This is a genomic window from Isoptericola sp. NPDC055881 (assembly GCF_053615895.1).
This window is the reverse complement of the sequence record NZ_JBSHCR010000026.1, coordinates 20,612-39,355: the sequence shown is the minus strand read 5'-3', so window position 1 is coordinate 39,355 and position 18,744 is coordinate 20,612. Positions and strand designations below refer to the sequence as shown.

The following is an 18,744-nucleotide window of genomic DNA, read 5'->3' as shown; positions in this document are numbered from 1 at the left end:
GGATGGTGAGTCCCGTGCACGACACCTACCCGCTCGGCCTGCGCGTCGCCGGCCGGCTCGTCATCGTGGTGGGCGGCGGCCCCGTCGCGCTCCGGCGCGCGCGAGGGCTGCTCGCCGCGGGAGCCCGCGTGCGGGTGATCGCGCCCGACGTGGTGCCCGAGCTGGCGGCGCTGGTCGCGGCCGGCGCGGTCGAGCGCGTCACGCGCGGCTACTGCGACGGCGACCTCGACGGCGCCTGGCTGGTGCACACCGCGACCGGGGACCCCGACGTCGACGCACGCGTGGCGGGCGACGCGGAGCTGCTGCGCACGTTCTGCGTCACGGCCGGGGACGCCGGGCTCGGCAGCGCCTGGGTGCCGGCGGTCGCACGCACGCCGGTCACCGACGCCGCGGGCCGGCCGGCGGGCGACCTCACGGTCGCCGTCACCGCGGCGCGCGACCCGCGCCGTGCGGTGCGCGTCCGCGACGCCGTCGCCGCCGGGCTCGACGACGGCAGCCTGCCGCTGCGCGCCGTGCGGCCCGTGGCGGAGCCGACCGCGGACGGCGCCCCGTCCCGCCGTGGCCGGGTCGCCCTCGTCGGGGGCGGGCCCGGCGACGCCGGGCTCGTCACCGTGCGCGGCCGCCGGCTGCTCGCGTCGGCGGACGTCGTCGTGGTCGACCGCCTCGCCCCGCGCTCCCTCCTCGCCGGGCTGGACGACGAGGTCGAGGTGGTCGACGTCGGCAAGACGTCGGGCCACCACCCGGTGCCGCAGGACGAGATCTCCGCCCTCCTCGTGGAGCACGCGCTCGCCGGACGGGACGTCGTGCGCCTCAAGGGCGGCGACCCCTACGTCTTCGGCCGCGGCGGCGAGGAGCTGGACGCCTGCCGCGCCGCCGGGATCGAGGTGGAGGTGGTGCCCGGGGTGACCTCCGCGGTGTCGGTCCCCGCCGCCGCCGGCATTCCCGTCACCCACCGCGGCCTGGCGCGCGGGTTCAGCGTCCTCACCGGCCACGAGGACGTCGGGCAGGTGCCCGGCGGCACCGACCACACCCTCGTGCTGCTGATGGGCGTCACCCGCCTGGCCGAGACCGCCGCCGCGCTGGTCGCGGCCGGTCGCCCCGCGGACACGCCCACGGCCGTCGTCGAGGACGGGTTCGGCCCGCGTCAGCGCACCACGGTGGGCACGCTCGCGGACATCGCCGAGCGGGCCGCCGCCGTCGGTGTGCAGGCGCCCGCGGTGACCGTCGTGGGCGACGTGGTCCGGCGCAGCCCGGCCTGGGACGGCGCGGCGCCGCGCCGGCGGACCGCTCACGCCCCGGCCGCGTCCGCCGTGAGGTCGTCGTGACGGTGGTTCACGCGCACGCAACCGCCGCGAACGACGCGGCGCGTAACGTCGCCCGCATGCCGGAGACAGCGACCCCGCCCGCCCTCCTCGCGATCTCGCACGGGACGGCCTCGGCCACCGGCGCGATGGCCGTCACGGCCCTGGTGGACGCGGTGGCCGCACGCCGCCCCGACGTGGCCGTGCACGCCGGCTTCGTCGACGTGCAGCAGCCGGACGTGCCGACCTGCCTCGCCGAGCTGCGCGCCGACGCGTCCACCGCGTCGACGGTGGTCGTACCGCTGCTGCTGTCGGCGGGCTACCACGTGCACGTCGACCTGCGCGAGGACGTCGACGCCGCCGTCGCCGCCGGGGACGACGTCTGCCTCGGCGGCGCGCTCGGCCCGGACGACCGCCTGGTCGACGTGCTCGAGCGGCGCCTGGGCGAGGTCGGCCTGCGCGACGACGACACCGTGGTGATCGCCGCCGCCGGGTCGAGCGACGCGCGCGCCGTCACCGACTGCGAGACCACGGCCGGCCGGCTCGGGGACCGCCTCGGGCGGCCCGTGACCGTCGGGTACATCGCCAACGCCGTCCCGCGGGTGGCCGAGGCCGTCGCCGCGGCACGTGCCACCGCCGGCCCGGGCGGCCGCGTCGTCGTCGCGACCTACCTGCTCGCCCCCGGGTTCTTCGCCGACCTCGCCGCCCGCGCGGGCGGCGACGTCGCGACCGCGCCGCTGCTGGTGGCGGGCGCGGAGCCGCGCGAGGAGCTGGTGGACGTCGTCGTGGACCGGTACCTCACAGCAGCCGGCGCGCCGCGGCCCAGCGCGTGAGCTCGTACCGGCTGGACAGCTGCAGCTTGCGCAGCACGGCGGACACGTGGGTCTCGACCGTCTTGATGGAGATGAACAGCTCGCTCGCGACCTCGCGGTAGGAGTACCCGCGCGCGATGAGCCGCATCACCTCCTGCTCCCGCTTGGACAGCCGGTCGAGCTCGTCGTCCGCCACGGCGACGTCGCCCGCCGCGGTGCCGAACGCGTCGAGCACGAAGCCGGCCAGCCGCGGCGAGAACACCGCGTCGCCGCCGGCCACGCGCACGACCGCGCCGGACAGGTCGGACGCGGAGATGTTCTTCGTGACGTAGCCGCGCGCCCCCGCGCGGATGACGGCCACGACGTCCTCGGCGGCGTCGGAGACCGACAGCGCGAGGAACTTCGTCTCGCCCAGGAGGTCGGCGCAGCGCCGGACCACCTCGGCGCCGCCCCCGCCGTTCCCGCCCGGCAGGTGCACGTCGAGCAGCACCACGGGGGGCCGGAGCTCGTGCACGACGGCGACGGCCTGGTCGACGTCCGCCGCCTCGCCGACCACGTCCACCCGGCCGTCCAGGCTCGCGCGCACGCCGGTACGGAACATGTGGTGGTCGTCGACGAGGACGACCGGCACAGGGGCGGTCGGCTGCTCGCGGGCGTCGGGCGTCGTGGTCACGTGCGTGCTCCTTCGTCGATGGTCTGGCTGGCGGGGCTCGTCGGGACCCTCGGCATGCGCAGCCGCACCTCCGTGCCCCAGCCTGGTCGGCTCGTCACGTCGGCCGTGCCGCCACGCCGGTGCACGCGCCCGAGGATGGACTCGCGCACGCCGAAACGGTCCGGCGCGATGTCGTCCATCTGGAAGCCGTCGCCACGGTCGCGCACGAACACCTCGACCGCTCCGTCCGTCACCTCCAGGTAGACGGTCACGGGCGGGCGCCCGTGCGCGACGGCGTTCACCAGCGCCTCGCGGGAGGCCTGGAGCAGGGCCGACGTCTCCTCCGTGGGGACGCAGTCGCCCACCATCACGGACTCGACCTCGACGGCGCGGCCGTCCTCCACCTCGGCCACCAGGGCGCGCAGCTCGGCCGCGAGCGACGTGCCCGGGGCGGTGCGGTCGGTGTACAGCCACTCGCGCAGCTCGCGCTCCTGGGCGCGGGCCATGCGCGACACGGCCTCCGGGTCGTCGGCCCGGGAGCGGATGAGTGCGAGCGTCTGGAGCACCGAGTCGTGCAGGTGGGCCGCGATGTCGGCGCGCTCGGCCTCCCGCGCGCGGGCCGCACGCTCGTCGCCCAGCTCGCGCACCAGCCGCAGCCACCACGGTGCCAGCATGAGGGCCGCGCCCGCCAGCACCGCGAGCGACGCCGCACCCGCCTGCAGCAGCACCGGCACCGGCGCGTCCTGACCGATGAGCAGGAGCACGCCGACCATGACGAGGACGACACCGGCGCCGAGCCGCAGCACCAGGGTCGAGCGGCGGGTGCCGCCCCGGCTGTCCGTGAGGAGCCCACGCTGCGCGGCGTCGAGCTGGCTCCAGGCGAGCGCGAGGCCGCCGACGGCGACCAGCGCGGGCAGCACCCACGAGGCGCCGACGTCCCAGCCCGCCCGGACCGCGACGAGGACGAACGCACCCGCGATGAGCGCCGCCCCGATGAGGACGTCACGCACCGGCAACGACGCGACCGGGCCCTGCAGCCGCAGCCGCGGCGCGAGCCGTTGCAGCGCCGTGGGCGTGGCGTCGGCGGCCTGCCGCGGGTCGCCCGACGGCACGGTCACCCACCAGAAGGCGTACGCGACCGCGCCCGCCCCGCCCGCGAAGGCGAGGAAGACGAACGTGAGCCGCACGAGCAGGACCGGCAGTCCGAGGTGCGCGGCGAGGCCCGCGGCGACGCCGCCGACGAACCGGCCCTGCGGGGGCCGGCGCAGCGGGAGGCGCGAGGGGCGTTCGGTGGTCACGCTCCCGATCCTGGCACGTCAGGGGCGCCCCCGGACCCGCTGTCCCCAGGTTTCAGGGTGCCGGACCCCGGCGATTCAGGGTCGTGTCAGGGCAGCACCCGATGCCGCGCAGCCGCCGCGCTCGTCAGGATGGAGCCATGAGCACCGACGACCTCCCCCAGCCGCCCGGGCCCCAGCCCGGCGCAGGCGGCGCCCCCGCCGTGGGCGACCCCGTCCCGCCCCGCCGCAGCGGCGACGGCTTCTTCGACTCCATCCGCCGGCTCGGCGTCGCCCGGTCCGACGACCGGTGGCTCGGCGGCGTCGCCGGCGGCGTGGCGGAACGGTTCGGGCTCGACCCCCTGCTCGTCCGCGGGCTGCTGATCCTCAGCTTCTTCCTCACCGGCGCCGGCATCGTCGTGTACGCGGTCGCATGGGCCCTGCTGCCCGAGCGGGACGGCCGGATCCACCTGCAGCAGGCGATCCGCGGCGACTTCGACGTGGCCCTGCTGGGTGCGGTCGTGGCGCTGATCGTCGGGTTCGCCTGGGGCGACGGCCTCTGGTCGTGGGGTCACGGCATCTTCGACTGGCTCGGCTTCGTCGTCTGGGCAGGCGTCTGGGTGGCGATCATCTGGCTCGTCGTCAAGCTGATCCGCGACCGCAAGCCGCGGGACGGCGGACCGAACGTGCCGCCCACCCCCTACCCGCCGTACACGCCGTACACGCCGTACACGCCGTCGGCGCCGTCCACGCCGTCCACGCCGTCCTCCCCGGCGACGTCGCCCTCGGCCGCACCGTCCTCCGGTGGCGTGCCGACGGAGTCCTTCACCCCCGCGCCGCCCGCGCCGTACCTCGCCGCGCCCGCGCCGCTCCCCACGCCCGCGCCGTACCTCGCCGCGCCCGCGCCGCTCCCCACGCCCGCCCCTGCTCCGCCCACGCCCGCGACGCTCTCCCCGACGCCGATCTCCCCGGCGCGGCCCCCGCGGCCTCCGCGGCCCGTCCGGCGCGGCCCGGGCGCGGGCGCCGTGGGGATCGTCCTCGGCCTCATCCTGCTCGGGGGCGCGTTCCTGCTCGTCGTGGACCGCGCGGGCGACCTCGGTCTCCCCCTCGGCCCCACGTGGCTCGGCGCCTCGATCGTCGTGCTCGGCCTCGGGCTCGTCGTCACCGGCCTGCGCGGCCGACGCGGCGGCACGCTGACGTTCCTCGCGATCCTCGCCGTGATCGCCGGGGTGATCACCTGGCCGTTCGCCGGTGGTCGGGACTCGTGGGACTTCTGGGACGAGGGGCCGCAGAGCTCGGGTGCCGCCGTCATCAGCGAGGGCACGGTCACCCCGCGCTCGATCGAGGAGGCCCAGGACGGCGTGCGCGTGCGCTTCGGCAGCGCCGTCGTCGACCTCACCGAGCTGGACCTCAGCGGCGTGACGCCCGGCGACCCCGTCGTCGTGCCGATCTCCATGGCCGCCGGCAGCACCCAGGTGCTGATCCCCGCGGACCAGGCCGTCGAGGCCGACATCGAGGTCATCGCCGGCAACGCCACCTGGCGCGCCGACGGTCAGGACAGCTCCGTCAACACGTACACCAACGGCCCGGCACGGTTCAGCACCGACGAGGTGCACGAGGGGGACGGCGCCCGCCTCCTGCTCGACGTCGACGTCCGCGCCGGCGACCTGACCATCGAGGAGTCCCGATGAGCGACGACAAGCCCACCACGCCCCTGCCCGGGCCCGACGAGCGGGCGGACGACACGCAGGCGCTGCCCGCCGCCGACGAGACGCAGGCCCTGCCCGCCGCCGACGAGACGCAGGCCATGCCCGCCGCCGACGAGACGCAGGCCATGCCCGCCGCCGACGAGACCCAGGCGTTCCCGACGCCGGACCCCACGCGCGCGCTGCCTGTGGCCGGCCCCGACGACCCGCTGTCGGTCTTCGATCAGCCCGACCACCCCGCGGAGGCGCAGCCCACGCCGGAGCCGCCGGAGCACGCCACGCCGTCTGACACCACGGGGCAGGGCTACACCGGAAAGGACTACACGGGTCAGGCCTACACGGGGCAGGCCTACACCGGACAGGGCTACACGGGGCAGGCGTACACGGGTCAGGCCTACGCCGGGCCATCGTCATCCGCCGAGCCGCCCGTGTCGCCCGAGCGCCCCGCGAAGGCGCCGGTCACGGACGAGCGCGTCGAGGACGCCCCGAGCGCCGGCCCGCGGGCGAGCACGATCGTGTGGGGCTTCCTCGTGGTCGCGTTCGGCGCGGGCCTGGTCGCCAACGGCGCGGGCCGGCAGATCGACGTCGAGCTGGCCGCGATCGTGCTGCTCGCGGCGGCGGGCGTGCTCCTGGTCGTCGGCTCCGTGGTCAGCGCGGTGCGGCGCCGGCGCCGGGCGCCCGTGCCCCGCTGACCGCGGGACCGGACGTCACGCCGACGGCGAGCCCGTGCCGCCGGCGGGCGGAGCCTCCGGGGGCCGCGACGCCGGCAGCTCGGTCGTCCGGCCCTCGGCCGGCGGTTCCTCGGCCGGCGTGCGGGTGCTCGGCCGCTCCGGCGGGGCGGCGGGCGGGGCCGGACGAGTCGGCTCCACCGGCTCCGCGGGCTGCACCGGGTCCGCCCGGTGCGTCGACGCGGGGTGGGACAGGTCGCCCGACGACGTGAGCGACGGTGTGTCCACCTGGACCTGCGGCCCCCCGGCGAGCCTGCGCAGCGCGCTCCCGAGCAGGATGAACACGATGCCCAGGCCGATCACCAGCGCGCAGACGCCGAACGCCACCACGGACGTGAACAGCGAGGCCCGCAGGAACGACGCGTCCATCACGCTGTCCCGGACCGGGTCGTCCTGGTCGAGCTGGGCGTACGTCTTGCCGTCCGCCATCTCGGTCGCGTGCTTGTCGATGACCTCCGCCTGCGCGTAGGCGGTGAACGGACCGGCGACGTGCTGTCCGGCGAACATCGAGGCGTCCTCGGAGACCGTGATCTCCTCGGAGGAGAGGGTCTGGGACACGACGACCCACACCCCGAGGCCCGCGATGATCATGATGATGCCGGCGATCAGGGTGATCATCCCGATCCCGCGGACGCCTTTGGCCGGATGGACGGTGACAGTGCTCGACATGTCGCACCTTCTCCTTGAGGTGGGCAGCGCTGGTGGCGCACGAGGTACCGCTCCTCGAACGGTAGCGCCGCAGCACGGCTCCGTCGCGGCGAACCCGCAGGTCCGCCCGCGGGTCCCGATGGCAGGATGACCCGGTGCGCATCGTCCACGTCTCCGACTCCTACCTCCCGCTCCTGGGCGGCATCGAGACCCAGGTCGCCCGGCTCGCCCACCGGCAGGCGGAGGCGGGCCACGACGTCGAGGTGATCACCACCACCCCCGCCCGCCCGGGCTCGCACGGCATCACCACCGCGCCGGACGACGACGGCGTCGTCGTCCACCGCGTCGCGGCACGCGTGCCCGGCGGGTACCCGGTCCACCCGCGCTCCACGCGGCACGTCCTGGCGCGGCTGCGAGCGCTCGAGGCCGACGGTCGCCGTCCGGACGTCGTGCACCTGCACATGGGGGTGCTCGCCCCGACGGTCGAGCTGGCCATCCGCCCGCTCGCGCGCGCCGGGTACCCCGTGCTCCTGACGGTGCACTCGGTCTGGGGCGGGTGGGAGCGCGCGTTCGCCGCGCTCGACCGGGTGACGGGGTGGGCCGCCTGGCCCGTGCAGTGGTCGGCGGTGAGCGAGCTGACGGCAGCGCCCTTGCGCCGGGTGGTCGGTCGCCGCCTGGGCGCCGACGCCGCGGCGGAGCGGGTGTCCGTGCTGGGCAACGGGATCGACGTCGACGCCTGGCGCCTGCCGCGCGTCGAGCGCGGCGACCGGGCGGAGGGTCGTGAGGTGCACGTCGTGTCGGCCACGCGGTTCGCGCCGCGCAAGCGGGTGCTGCCCATGCTGGCGGCGGTCGCGGCGGCGGTCGAGCGGGCGCCCGGCCGGCTCGTGGCCACCGTCGGCGGCGACGGTCCGCAGCTCGACGAGGCGCGGCGCTGGGTGCGCGAGCACGGGCTGACGGACGTCGTCCGCCTCGTGGGCCGGCTCAGCCCCACCGAGCTCAAGCGGCTGTACGTGCGGTCCGACGTGTTCGTCGCCCCGGCGGTGCAGGACGCGTTCGGCATCGCCGCCCTGGAGGCGCAGGCCGCCGGCCTGGCGGTCGTCAGCAGGTCGCAGTCCGGCGTGGCGGAGCGCCTCGTCGACGGTCGCGACGCGCTGCTCGTGGACGACGACGACGCGCTGGCGGACGCCCTCGTGCGCCTCGCCGACGAGCCCGCCCTGCTGGACGCGATGATCGCGCACAACCGTTCGGCCGAGCTCGCCACCTCGTGGCCCCGCGTGCTCGCCGACGTCGAGGCGGCCTACCGGCGGGCCGCGGCGATCGCGCGCTGACCGAACGCGCACCGAGCACGCTCACAGGGCACGATCACCGGGCACGATCACCGGGTGAGACGACCGCGGCCCCGCTCCCCTGTCGGGAAGCGGGGCCGCGGGACGTCACTCCCACTCGATGGTGCCCGGCGGCTTGCTCGTCACGTCGAGCACGACGCGGTTGACCTCGGGGACCTCGTTGGTGATGCGGGTGGAGATGACGGACAGGACGTCGTAGGGCAGGCGCGTCCAGTCGGCCGTCATGGCGTCCTCGGAGGACACCGGGCGCAGCACGATCGGGTGACCGTAGGTGCGGCCGTCGCCCTGCACGCCGACGGACCGGACGTCGGCCAGCAGCACCACGGGGCACTGCCAGATCTCGCCGTCCAGGCCGGCCTTGGTGAGCTCCTCGCGGGCGATGGCGTCCGCCCGGCGCAGCGTGTCCAGGCGCTCGGCCGTGACCTCGCCGACGATGCGGATGCCCAGGCCCGGGCCCGGGAACGGCTGGCGGGAGACGATCTCCTCCGGCACGCCGAGCTCGCGGCCCACCGCGCGGACCTCGTCCTTGAACAGCGTGCGCAGCGGCTCGACGAGCTCGAAATGCAGGTCGTCCGGCAGGCCGCCCACGTTGTGGTGGCTCTTGATGTTCGCCGCGCCCTCGCCGCCGCCCGACTCCACGACATCCGGGTACAGCGTGCCCTGGACGAGGAACTTGACCTGCTCGCCGTGCGCCCCCGCCTCCGCGACGATGTCGCGCTGCGCGTCCTCGAAGACGCGGATGAACTCGCGGCCGATGATCTTGCGCTTCGTCTCCGGGTCGCGCACGCCGTCGAGGGCGGACAGGAACCGCTCCTTCTCGTCGCGGATGACGAGGTTCACGCCGGTCGAGGCGACGAAGTCGTTCTCGATCTGCTCCACCTCGCCCTCGCGCATGAGGCCGTGGTCCACGTGCACGCAGGTGAGCTGGTCGCCCACGGCACGCTGCACGAGCGCGGCCGCGACGGCGGAGTCCACGCCGCCGGAGAGAGCGCAGATCACGCGGGCGTCGCCGATCTGCGCGCGGATCGCGGCCACCTGGTCGGCGATGACGTTGCCCGGCGTCCAGTCGGCCTTCAGCCCGGCGCCCTCGTACAGGAAGCGCTCCAGGACGGCCTGTCCGTGGGCCGAGTGCTTGACCTCGGGGTGCCACTGCACGCCGTACAGGCGCCGGTCCGTGTCCTCGAACGCTGCGACGGGCGAGCCGGAGGACGTCGCGAGCACGTCGAAGCCCTCGGGCGCGGCGTGCACGGAGTCGCCGTGGCTCATCCAGGCGGTCTGGTGGTCCGGCGTGCCGGCGAGCAGGACGCCCGCGTCGCTCACCTCGACCTCGGTGCCGCCGTACTCGCGCTGCCCCGTCTGGGCGACCTCGCCGCCGAGGGCCTGCGCCATCGCCTGGAAGCCGTAGCAGATGCCCAGCACCGGGACGCCGGCCTCGAACAGGGCCGGGTCGACGAACGGCGCGCCCGTGGCGTACACCGACGACGGGCCGCCCGAGAGGATGATCGCGGCCGGGTCCTTGGCGAGCATCTGCTCGACCGTGGCCGTGTGGGGCACGATCTCGGAGTAGACGCTCGCCTCGCGCACGCGGCGCGCGATGAGCTGGGCGTACTGGGCGCCGAAGTCGACGACCAGGACCGGGCGGAGGGAGTCGGTGGCGGGAGACGTCACCGGGTCATCCTATCCGCGCCCCGCGGACCCCCGGCCCGCTGCCTGCGTCGGGTAGGTCACCCCGCGCCCAGCCGCTCGCGCAGCTCGCGCGCCGCGCGCTCCGGGTCCGGCGCCTGCGTGATCGCCCGCACGACGACGACGCGAGTCGCCCCGGCGTCCAGCACGGCGCCCAGCCGCTCGCCGTCCACCCCGCCGATCGCGAACCACGGCGTGGTGGGCCGGGTCGCGGCGACCTCGCGCAGCAGGTCGAGCCCCACCGCCGCGCGGCCGGGCTTGGTGGGCGTCGCCCAGAGCGGGCCGACGCAGAAGTAGTCGACGTCCGGGTCCGCCTCCGCCGCGGCCGCCTGGGCGGCCGAGTGCGTCGAACGACCCAGCGCGGGCGCCGGCCCCAGCAGCGAGCGGAGCGCGGGGACCGGCAGGTCCCGCTGACCCGTGTGCACCACGGGCGCCCCGGTCAGGCCGGCCACGTCCGCCCGGTCGTTGACCGCCCACAGCGCGCCGTGCTCCGCGGCGACGCGGGCCACGAGCTCCTGCAGCTCGAGCTCACGGACCACGTCGAGCGACCTGTCCCGCAGCTGCACCACGTCCACCCCGCCGGCGAGCGCCGCGTGGAGGAAGTCCTCGAGGTCCCCGCGGTCCTCCCGGGCGTCGGTGCACAGGTACAGGCGGGCGGCGGCGAGGCGGGCACGCGTCGTGCCCGGGGCGGCGCTGGTCGTGGTCACGCCGGTCAGGGTAACCACGGCCCGCGCTACAGTGGCCGCGCACGGGAGCCCCGGACGGGGCTGAGAGGGCGTAGGAGCCGACCGTCGAACCTGATCTGGGTCATGCCAGCGAAGGGAGCGCACCCATGCCCACCTCTGCACGTCCGCCCGCCCGCGACGTCGTCGTCGTCGGCGGCGGCATCGTCGGGCTCGCCGTCGCGTGGCGCGCCGCGGCGGCCGGGCTCACCGTCACCGTCCTCGACCCCGCCCCCGGCGACGGCGCCAGCCGCGCCGCCGCGGGGATGCTCGCCGCCGTCAACGAGGCGGACTTCGGCGAGCGGGAGCTCGCCCGCCTCAACCTCGCGGCGGCGGCACGCTGGCCCTCCTTCGCCGCCGGCCTCGCCGCGGCGAGCGGCCGCGACGTCCCCCTCCTGCGGGCCGGCTCGCTCGCCGTCGCGTACGACGCCGACGACCTCGCCCTCCTGCGTCGCGCCCTGGCCCTGCACCGCGCCTGGGGGCTGGCCTCCGAGGAGATCTCCGCCGCCGACGCGCGCCGCCGCGAGCCGTACCTCGGCCCGCGGCTCGCGGGGGCGGCGGTCGTCGAGGGCGACCTCGCCGTCGACCCGCGCGGGGCGCACGCGGCGCTCGTTGCTGCGCTCGATGTTGCGCGCGGTGCCCCGCTCGGTGCCCCGCTCGACGGCGCAGCGGGCGGCACGGTGGTCCGGCAGGCCGCCGTCCGGCTCGAACGATCCCCCACCGGCCGCGTCGTGGCGGTGCACGACGACGCCGGCAGGCGGCACGCCGCGGGCGCGGTCGTGCTCGCCACGGGCGCGACGGCCACCGGCGCGCTGCTCGACGGGCTGCCGCAGGTGCGGCTGCCCGTCCGGCCCGTCAAGGGGATCACCCTGCGGCTGGACGCCGGGCCTGGCCTGGCGCTCGAGCACGTCGTGCGCGGGACCGTGCAGGGCCGGCCGGTGTACGTCGTCCCGCGTGCCGCGGGGACCGGCGCAGGAGCGGGCAGCGGACCGGACCACCGCGAGATCGTCGTCGGCGCCACCACCGAGGAGCGCCCCGACGACCGGCGCGCCGAGGCCGGCGGGGTGTTCGCCCTCCTGCGCGACGCGCGCGCCCTCGTGCCCGGGATCGACGAGGCCGCCCTCGTCGAGGTCACGCCGCGCGCCCGCCCGGTCACCCCCGACAACCTGCCGCTGGTGGGCCCGACCGCAGCACCGGGCCTGCTGGCCGCCGTCGGGCACGGGCGCAACGGCGTGCTGCTCGCGCCGCTGACCGCGGACGCCGTCCTCGCCGCGCTCACCGACCTCACCGACCCCACCGACCCCACCGATCCCACTGACCCAGGACCGGCCGCCGCCGCGCTTGCGACGGCCGACCCCCTCCGCTTCGCGACCCGAGGAGCCCCCGCATGAGCACCCCCACCGCCGTCGTGAACGGCGCGACCTACCCCCTACCCGGGGCGGATGGCGACGGTCTGGAGGGCGTCGTCGCCGCGCTCGTCCCTGCGTTCGTGGCCGACGGCGTCGCGCAGGGGATCGCCGTCGCCGTCAACGACGCCGTCGTGCCCCGCGGCCTGTGGGCCGCCACCCGCATCGCGCCCGGCGACCGGGTCGAGATCGTCACCGCCGTCCAGGGCGGCTGAGGAGGAACCATGACCAGCACGCACCCCACGCCCGCCACGAGCCTCGTGCACGACCCGCTGGTGGTCGCCGGCACGGAGGTCGGTTCCCGCCTGGTCATGGGCACGGGCGGGGCCGCCAACCTCCTCACGCTCGAGGACGCGCTGGTCGCGTCGGGCACCGGCCTCACCACGGTCGCCATGCGCCGCGTCGCCGTCCGGCCGGGCGGAGCCGGCCAGGAGGACGGCGGCATCTGGGGCCTCCTGGGACGGCTCGGCATCCGCGCCCTGCCCAACACGGCGGGCTGCTTCTCCGTCCAGGAGGCGGTGCTGACCGCGCAGCTCGCGCGCGAGGCGTGCGGCACAGCCTGGGTCAAGCTCGAGGTGATCGCCGACGACGTCACCCTCCTGCCCGACCCGATCGGCCTGGTCGAGGCGGCGGACAGGCTGGTGCGCGACGGGTTCGTCGTGCTGCCCTACACGAACGACGACCCGATCCTCGCCCGACGCCTGGAGGACGTGGGCTGCGCGGCCGTCATGCCCCTCGGCGCGCCCATCGGGACCGGGCTGGGGGTGCTCAACCCGCGCAACATCGAGGCGATCGCCGCCGCCGCGCACGTCCCCGTCATCCTCGACGCGGGGGTCGGCACGGCCTCGGACGCCGCGCTCGCCATGGAGCTCGGCTGCGACGGTGTGCTGCTCGCCACCGCCGTCACGCGCGCCGCCGACCCGGTCCGGATGGCGCACGCGATGCGCCTCGCCGTCCAGGCCGGGCGGCTCGCCGCCGGTGCGGGGCGCATCCCTCGCCGCGAAGGAGCCCTGGCCAGCTCCTCTCCCGACGGTCGGCTCGACCTGGCCCTCTGACCGCGAGGCCGCGCCCGAAACTCTCTCGGCGCGGCGCGGCCCGCGCCTATCGCGCCGCGGCGAGGAGGAGCGCGGGGGCGCCGCCCTCCACGGACCGGGCGTCGACGCCGGCGGCCCGGGCGACGTCGGCCACGCGTGCCGAGCGCGCGCCGGCCGCGCACACCAGCAGGACAGGACGGTCGGTCGGCAGCTCCGCGCGCACCGCGGCCGCGCCGTCGGGCCCGAGGAACCTGCCGCTCGGCACGAGGCGCGACCCCGCGACGGGCAGCGCCTGGGCCTCCCAGTCCTCGCGCACGTCGACGAGGGTCACGGGCTCGCCGCCCGCGAGCAGCGCGGCGGCGTCGCGCGCGGTGACGCTGGCCGGTCCCAGGACGGCCGTGCCTCCGGCCGGGCGCGCCGCCGACGCGGGCAGGCCGCAGAAGGCGGCGTACGCGTCGTCGTCGGCGAGCAGCGCGGCGACGGGCGCACGGGTCGGGTCCGGGCGGACGGCGAGCTGGCGCCAGGTGAGGTCCAGGGCGTCGTAGACCGCGATGCGGCCGAGGAGGGTGGTGCCGGCGCCGGTGATCAGCTTGACCGCCTCGGTGGCCATGACCGAGCCGACCGTGCCGCACAGCGCGCCCAGGACGCCCCCCGTGGCGCAGTCGGGCACGGTGCCGGGCGGTGGCGGGACGGGGAAGACGTCGCGGTAGGTCGCTCCGCGCTCGCGCGTGCCGTCGGCGAGGCGCGGTGCGCCCCAGAAGACGCTCACCTGGCCGTCGAACTGGTGGATGGCGCCCCACACGACGGGCACGCCCAGGATCTCCGCGGCGTCGGACACGAGGTAGCGCGTCGGGAAGTTGTCCGCACCGTCGAGCACGAGGTCGTAGCCGCGCAGGATCCCGAGCACGTTCTCCGGGGTCAGCCGCTCGGCGTGGGCGACGACGTCGACGTCCGGGGCGAGGTCCGCGAGGCGGTCCCGGGCGGACTCGACCTTGGGCCGGCCCACGTCGGCGGTGCCGTGCACCACCTGGCGCTGCAGGTTGGAGACGTCCACGACGTCGTCGTCCACGACGCCGACCGTGCCCACCCCGGCGGCCGCGAGGTACTGCAGGGCCGGGCTGCCCAGCCCCCCGGCGCCCACGACCAGCACGCGCGCCGCCGCCAGCCGCCGCTGCCCCTCCGCGCCGACCCCCGGGAGCGGCAGGTGCCGGGCGTACCGGGCGAGCCGCGCGGCGTCGAGCGCCGGGCCGGGCGCGACCAGCGGGGCGAGCGACGTCATGCCGAGTACCGCTCCGCGAGCGCAGCCAGCTTCGCGTCGGCGTCCCCGTGCACGCGCTTCTCGAGGATGAACGACATCACCGGCACGACGCCGGCGAAGACCATCGCCGCGAGCCGGCCGAAGCCCCAGCGCATCTTGGACCAGAGGTCGAGGACCGTGACGAGGTACACCACGTAGATCCAGCCGTGCGCGAACGGGACCCAGCCCAGGTAGTCGACGACGACGCCGACCTCGATCACGTACTTGAAGAAGAGCTCGACGCACAGCACCAGCAGCATCGCACCGGTGAGGATCGCCATGAAGCGGTAGCGCGACAGGGCCCCGCGGGCCTTGCGGATGGCGGTCTCGGCCTGGCTGGCGGTGGGGGTCTGCTGCGGCGTGCTCACCCCAGCATCGTAGGCGGGGTCGGGGGCGCGGCGGACCGCGGACCCTGTTAAATCCGTCGCCCGGTGTCGGACGGCGTCCGTAGGGTTGATCCTCGTGCGCCCCCTCCCTCTTCCCGACGTCGGCAACCCTCCCCTGTCGTCCCCCGCCCGGCTCCTGGCCTGGCAGGGCTGGCGGCAGCGCGACGTGCTGTCGAAGTCCCTGGTGGCGGGCGTCGTGGCCATGCTGGCGTCGGCCGCGGCCCCGCTCCTGATCGGCCGTGCCATCGACGAGGGCCTGTCGCAGGGCTTCGGCGCACCCTTGTTCCTGTGGTGCGGCGCGATGCTCGGCGCCGCCCTGGTGATCGTCGTCGCCGGCATCTTCAACCACGTCTGGGACGTCGAGAACTGGGTGCGGGCGTCCCTGTCGTTCTCGCAGCTCGTCGGGTACAAGGCCTCGCGCGCCGGCCACGCGATCACGCGCAAGCTCCCCACCGGCGAGGTCGTGTCCGCCGTCGCGAACGACGCCCTGCGCGTCGGCGACATGTTCTCCATGGCGGGCCGCTTCACCGGCGGGGTCATCGCGTACGTCGTGGTCGTGGCGATCATGCTGTCCCAGCACGTGCAGCTCGGGCTCGTCCTGGCGCTCGGCATCCCCGCGGTCGCCCTCGTGCTCGGCCTCCTGGTCAAGCCGCTGCAGTCGCGCCAGACGACGCAGCGCGAGGCGACCGGTCGGCTCACGTCGCTCGGCGCGGACACCGTCTCGGGCCTGCGCATCCTGCGCGGCATCGGCGGCGAGGACGAGTTCGCCGCCCGCTACGCGCGCCAGTCGCAGGAGGTGCGCCAGCAGGGCGTGCGCGTCGCGGTGCTGCAGTCGGTGCTGGACGGCCTCCAGGTGCTGCTGCCCGGCCTGCTGGCCGCCCTCGTGCTGTGGCTCGGTGCGCGCGCCGCCGTGCGGGGCGAGATCACCAGCGGCCAGCTCGTCACCTTCTACGGCTACGCCGCGTTCCTCGCCTGGCCGGTGCAGATGGCCACCCAGATGCTGCAGATGGTCATCCGGGCCGTGATCTCCTCGCGCAAGATCCTCGACGTGCTGCGGGTCACCGAGGCGACGCCGTCCGCCGGGACGCCCGCCGACGCGCCGCCCGCGGGCGCCGAGCTGGTCGACGAGGCCAGCGGCCTGGTGCTGCGTGACGGTCGCGTGGTCGGGCTGGTCAGCGCGGATCCGGACGCCTCGGCACGGGTCGCCACGCGGCTCGGGCGGCTCGACGACGAGGCCGAGGCGGGCACGCCCGTGCGGCTCGGCGGGGTGCTGCTGGCCGACCTCGACAAGGAGGCCCTGCGCCACCGCGTCGTGGTCTCCGAGGCGACACCGCACCTGTTCTCCGGGGTCCTGGGCGAGGCGCTCGACGCGCGCGGGCGCGCCACCGAGGCCGACCTGCTGGCCGCCATGGTCACCGCCGACGCGCACGACGTGCTCGACAGCGTGCCCGGCGGCCTCACCGGCGAGCTGCCCGAGAAGGGCCGTTCCCTGTCGGGCGGGCAGCGGCAGCGCGTCGCGCTGGCGCGCGCCCTGCTCACGGAGCCGGAGATCCTCGTGCTCGTGGAGCCCACCAGCGCGGTGGACGCCCACACCGAGGCGCGGATCGCCGAGCGCGTCAGCGAGGTCCGGCGCGGCCGCACCACGCTCGTGGTCACCGCGAGCCCGCTGGTGCTCGACCACGTCGACGAGGTCGTGCTGCTCGACGGCGACGCCGCGGTGGCCGCCTCCGGCACGCACGCCGAGCTGCTCGCCCGCCGCGACGCCCACGGCGCCGCGTACCGCGCCGTCGTGGGCCGGAGCATGGCCGAGGACGCCGAGGACGCCGAGGACGCGACGACCGACGAGATCGACCTGGAAGGAGCCGCGCGATGAGCGCCCCCACCGCCGCACCCGCGGCCAACCCCCACCTGCTCCCGATCGCCGACCGCGCCGAGGTGAACCGCACGGTGGGCCGCCTCTTCCGGCGCCACCGCACCCAGCTCAGCGGTGTCGCGGTGCTGCACACCCTCGCCGCGCTCGCCGGTCTGGCCGGTCCGTTCCTGCTGGGCCGGATCATCGACGAGGTTGCCGGCGGCACCACGATCGCCGCCGTCGACTCGCTCGCGCTGGTGCTCGTGGGCGCCGTGGTGGCCCAGGCCGTCATCACGCGGTACGCGCAGCGGCTGTCCATGGTCTTCGGCGAGCGGGTCTTCGCGGACCTGCGCGAGGAGTTCATGGACGCCGTCACCCGGCTGCCGCTGTCCACCGTGGAGAAGGCCGGCACCGGCGACCTCGTCGCGCGCACCACGAACGACGTCAACAAGCTGCAGCACGCGGTGCGGTTCGGCGTGCCGCGCGTGCTCGTGTGCATCGTGACGATCGTGCTGACCCTCGTCGCGTCGTTCCTCGCGAGCCCGCTGGTGGCGATCGGCCTGCTCACCGGGGTCCCGCTGATCGTCGTGGCCACCCGCTGGTACCTGAAGCGCGCCACGCCGGGCTACCTGCGCGAGTCGGCCGCGTACGCCACCATCAACGGCTCCATCACGGAGGCGGTCGAGGGCGCCCGCACCACCGACGCGCTGCACCTGGGCGGGCGCGTGCGCCGCCGGATCGACCGCGACCTGCGCGAGGCGTTCGACGCCGAGTCGTACACGCTGGGTCTGCGGCTGCGGCTCATCCCGTCGCTCGACGCCGCGGTCGCGATCGCGCCGATCGTCGTCGTCCTGTGGGGTGGGTGGCTTGTCTCGCAGGACGTCACCACGGTGGGCACCGTCGCCACGATCGCGATGTACGGGCACCAGATGGGCGGCCCGGTCTTCGACCTCGTGTTCTGGCTCGACGAGCTGCAGGTCGCAGCGGTCGCGCTGGCCCGCGTCGTCGGTGTCGGCCTCGTCGGCGCGGACCGCACCGCCGGCACGGCCGTCCCGACGTCGGAGGACGTGCGCGCCCGCGCCGTGCGCTACGCGTACCGCGAGGGGCACGACGTGCTGCACGGCATCGACCTCGACCTGGCCCCGGGCGAACGGCTGGCCGTCGTCGGCCCGTCCGGCGCGGGCAAGTCCACCCTGGGTCGCATGCTCGCGGGCATCCACCCGCCCACCGGAGGGTCGGTCACCGTGGGTGACGTGCCGCTCGTCGAGCTGCCCCTGGAGGACCTGCGCCACCACGTCGCCCTGGTGACGCAGGAGCACCACGTGTTCGTCGGGTCGCTGGCCGAGAACCTGCGACTCGCTGACACGACGGCCACGGACGACGCCCTGTGGGGCGCGCTCGGGGCGGTCGACGCCTCCGGCTGGGCTGCCGCGCTGCCCGACGGGCTCGAGACGGCCGTCGGGTCGGGCGGGCACACGCTCACGCCTGCCCAGGCGCAGCAGATCGCGCTCGCGCGGCTGGTGCTCCTCGACCCGCACACGCTCGTCCTCGACGAGGCGACGTCGCTGCTGGACCCGCGCGCCGCCCGCCACCTCGAGCGGTCGCTCAACGCCGTGCTCACGGGCCGCACGGTGGTCGCCATCGCGCACCGCCTGCACACCGCTCACGACGCCGACCGGGTCGCCGTCGTGGACGGTGGCCGCATCACCGAGATCGGCCCGCACGACGACCTCGTGGCCGCCGGCGGGGACTACGCCAGGCTCTGGCACAGCTGGCAGCACGAGTAACCCTGCCCTCCGCATCGTGCGTGCTGAATTTATACCCCAAACGGGCGGGGGAGGGTAAAATAATCACGCCCGATGTGGGAGACAGGCGGCCGAGGGGTAGGGCGCCGGGG

At 76.1% G+C, this 18,744-nt stretch carries 17 protein-coding genes and 1 riboswitch; of the genes, 10 read left to right on the top strand and 7 right to left on the bottom strand.

Annotated elements, in window-relative coordinates; translation table 11 throughout:
- The first annotated feature begins 2 nt into the window (after nucleotides 1-2).
- Nucleotides 3-1,325: a uroporphyrinogen-III C-methyltransferase gene (gene cobA / locus ACWGKI_RS10110; protein ID WP_452186663.1), complete on the top strand. Its 1,323-nt coding sequence runs from the start codon at nucleotides 3-5 to the stop codon at nucleotides 1,323-1,325.
- A gap of 56 nt (nucleotides 1,326-1,381) precedes the next feature.
- Complete coding sequence (locus tag ACWGKI_RS10105; RefSeq protein ID WP_452186661.1) at nucleotides 1,382-2,134, top strand: sirohydrochlorin chelatase; 753 nt, start codon at nucleotides 1,382-1,384, stop codon at nucleotides 2,132-2,134.
- Here the strand turns inward: ACWGKI_RS10105 and ACWGKI_RS10100 are convergent.
- Both ACWGKI_RS10100 and ACWGKI_RS10095 read right to left on the bottom strand, forming a co-directional pair.
- Complete coding sequence (locus ACWGKI_RS10100) at nucleotides 2,100-2,786, bottom strand: LuxR C-terminal-related transcriptional regulator (RefSeq protein WP_380245115.1); 687 nt, start codon at nucleotides 2,784-2,786, stop codon at nucleotides 2,100-2,102. The two genes, ACWGKI_RS10105 and ACWGKI_RS10100, sit on opposite strands and share 35 nt — an antisense overlap.
- The gene (locus ACWGKI_RS10095; RefSeq protein WP_452186658.1) at nucleotides 2,783-4,063 is read right to left on the bottom strand and encodes an ATP-binding protein; all 1,281 of its coding nucleotides are present in this window, start codon (nucleotides 4,061-4,063) and stop codon (nucleotides 2,783-2,785) included. The genes ACWGKI_RS10100 and ACWGKI_RS10095 overlap by 4 nt, the downstream gene beginning before the upstream one ends.
- Nucleotides 4,064-4,200: 137 nt before the next feature.
- Between ACWGKI_RS10095 and ACWGKI_RS10090 the strand changes: the two genes are divergently transcribed.
- Nucleotides 4,201-5,730, top strand: coding sequence for a PspC domain-containing protein (locus ACWGKI_RS10090; protein ID WP_452186656.1), 1,530 nt, complete (start codon nucleotides 4,201-4,203; stop codon nucleotides 5,728-5,730).
- Complete coding sequence (locus ACWGKI_RS10085; RefSeq protein ID WP_452186654.1) at nucleotides 5,727-6,437, top strand: hypothetical protein; 711 nt, start codon at nucleotides 5,727-5,729, stop codon at nucleotides 6,435-6,437. The genes ACWGKI_RS10090 and ACWGKI_RS10085 overlap by 4 nt, the downstream gene beginning before the upstream one ends.
- 15 nt (nucleotides 6,438-6,452) lie before the next feature.
- On the opposite strand, the gene ACWGKI_RS10080 is transcribed toward ACWGKI_RS10085, so the two are convergent.
- Nucleotides 6,453-7,142 (bottom strand): hypothetical protein, encoded by a 690-nt coding sequence (locus ACWGKI_RS10080; protein WP_452186652.1) that lies wholly within the window; start codon nucleotides 7,140-7,142, stop codon nucleotides 6,453-6,455.
- Between the two features lie 134 nt (nucleotides 7,143-7,276).
- Between ACWGKI_RS10080 and ACWGKI_RS10075 the strand changes: the two genes are divergently transcribed.
- The gene (locus ACWGKI_RS10075; protein WP_452186650.1) at nucleotides 7,277-8,449 is read left to right on the top strand and encodes a glycosyltransferase family 4 protein; all 1,173 of its coding nucleotides are present in this window, start codon (nucleotides 7,277-7,279) and stop codon (nucleotides 8,447-8,449) included.
- Nucleotides 8,450-8,554: 105 nt separating this feature from the next.
- Here the strand turns inward: ACWGKI_RS10075 and guaA are convergent, their stop codons facing one another.
- Together guaA and thiE are read right to left on the bottom strand one after the other, a co-directional pair.
- The gene (gene guaA, locus ACWGKI_RS10070) at nucleotides 8,555-10,135 is read right to left on the bottom strand and encodes a glutamine-hydrolyzing GMP synthase (protein WP_452186648.1); all 1,581 of its coding nucleotides are present in this window, start codon (nucleotides 10,133-10,135) and stop codon (nucleotides 8,555-8,557) included.
- 56 nt (nucleotides 10,136-10,191) lie between these two features.
- Nucleotides 10,192-10,866 (bottom strand): thiamine phosphate synthase, encoded by a 675-nt coding sequence (gene thiE / locus ACWGKI_RS10065; RefSeq protein ID WP_452186690.1) that lies wholly within the window; start codon nucleotides 10,864-10,866, stop codon nucleotides 10,192-10,194.
- Nucleotides 10,867-10,888: 22 nt separating this feature from the next.
- Nucleotides 10,889-10,991: riboswitch (TPP riboswitch) on the top strand.
- On the opposite strand from thiE, the gene thiO reads away from it, so the two are divergent.
- The 3 genes from thiO to ACWGKI_RS10050 all read left to right on the top strand — a co-directional run bounded on the left by thiO (nucleotide 10,983) and on the right by ACWGKI_RS10050 (nucleotide 13,333).
- Nucleotides 10,983-12,263, top strand: a complete 1,281-nt coding sequence (gene thiO / locus ACWGKI_RS10060; protein WP_452186646.1) for a glycine oxidase ThiO — start codon at nucleotides 10,983-10,985, stop codon at nucleotides 12,261-12,263. Its footprint overlaps the riboswitch before it by 9 nt.
- Complete coding sequence (gene thiS, locus ACWGKI_RS10055; protein ID WP_452186644.1) at nucleotides 12,260-12,493, top strand: sulfur carrier protein ThiS; 234 nt, start codon at nucleotides 12,260-12,262, stop codon at nucleotides 12,491-12,493. Before thiO ends, thiS begins: the two co-directional genes overlap by 4 nt.
- Before the next feature lie 9 nt (nucleotides 12,494-12,502).
- Nucleotides 12,503-13,333, top strand: coding sequence for a thiazole synthase (locus ACWGKI_RS10050; protein WP_380244811.1), 831 nt, complete (start codon nucleotides 12,503-12,505; stop codon nucleotides 13,331-13,333).
- 46 nt (nucleotides 13,334-13,379) lie between these two features.
- Here ACWGKI_RS10050 and ACWGKI_RS10045 read toward each other — a convergent pair whose 3' ends face one another.
- Both ACWGKI_RS10045 and ACWGKI_RS10040 read right to left on the bottom strand, forming a co-directional pair.
- Nucleotides 13,380-14,591 carry a ThiF family adenylyltransferase gene (locus ACWGKI_RS10045; protein WP_452186642.1) on the bottom strand — a complete coding sequence of 404 codons (1,212 nt, stop codon included), beginning with the start codon at nucleotides 14,589-14,591 and terminating at the stop codon, nucleotides 13,380-13,382.
- Entirely contained in the window at nucleotides 14,588-14,977 is a 390-nt protein-coding gene (locus tag ACWGKI_RS10040) for a DUF3817 domain-containing protein (RefSeq protein ID WP_380244809.1), read from the bottom strand. The genes ACWGKI_RS10045 and ACWGKI_RS10040 overlap by 4 nt, the downstream gene beginning before the upstream one ends.
- A gap of 94 nt (nucleotides 14,978-15,071) precedes the next feature.
- Between ACWGKI_RS10040 and ACWGKI_RS10035 the strand changes: the two genes are divergently transcribed.
- Together ACWGKI_RS10035 and ACWGKI_RS10030 are read left to right on the top strand one after the other, a co-directional pair.
- Complete coding sequence (locus ACWGKI_RS10035) at nucleotides 15,072-16,868, top strand: ABC transporter ATP-binding protein (protein WP_452186640.1); 1,797 nt, start codon at nucleotides 15,072-15,074, stop codon at nucleotides 16,866-16,868.
- On the top strand, nucleotides 16,865-18,634 hold the full coding sequence (locus tag ACWGKI_RS10030) for an ABC transporter ATP-binding protein (protein WP_380244808.1): 1,770 nt from the start codon (nucleotides 16,865-16,867) through the stop codon (nucleotides 18,632-18,634). The genes ACWGKI_RS10035 and ACWGKI_RS10030 overlap by 4 nt, the downstream gene beginning before the upstream one ends.
- Nucleotides 18,635-18,744: the final 110 nt, after the last annotated feature.

Bases quoted from the DNA above. Each gene is read 5' to 3' on its own strand.
- ACWGKI_RS10050 (WP_380244811.1), top strand. From the start codon at position 12,503: ATGACCAGCACGCACCCCACGCCCGCCACGAGCCTCGTGCACGACCCG.
- thiO (WP_452186646.1), top strand. From the start codon at position 10,983: ATGCCCACCTCTGCACGTCCGCCCGCCCGCGACGTCGTCGTCGTCGGC.
- ACWGKI_RS10105 (WP_452186661.1), top strand. From the start codon at position 1,382: ATGCCGGAGACAGCGACCCCGCCCGCCCTCCTCGCGATCTCGCACGGG.
- thiS (WP_452186644.1), top strand. From the start codon at position 12,260: ATGAGCACCCCCACCGCCGTCGTGAACGGCGCGACCTACCCCCTACCC.
- ACWGKI_RS10030 (WP_380244808.1), top strand. From the start codon at position 16,865: ATGAGCGCCCCCACCGCCGCACCCGCGGCCAACCCCCACCTGCTCCCG.
- ACWGKI_RS10045 (WP_452186642.1), bottom strand. From the start codon at position 14,591: ATGACGTCGCTCGCCCCGCTGGTCGCGCCCGGCCCGGCGCTCGACGCC.
- ACWGKI_RS10085 (WP_452186654.1), top strand. From the start codon at position 5,727: ATGAGCGACGACAAGCCCACCACGCCCCTGCCCGGGCCCGACGAGCGG.
- cobA (WP_452186663.1), top strand. From the start codon at position 3: ATGGTGAGTCCCGTGCACGACACCTACCCGCTCGGCCTGCGCGTCGCC.
- ACWGKI_RS10080 (WP_452186652.1), bottom strand. From the start codon at position 7,142: ATGTCGAGCACTGTCACCGTCCATCCGGCCAAAGGCGTCCGCGGGATC.
- ACWGKI_RS10090 (WP_452186656.1), top strand. From the start codon at position 4,201: ATGAGCACCGACGACCTCCCCCAGCCGCCCGGGCCCCAGCCCGGCGCA.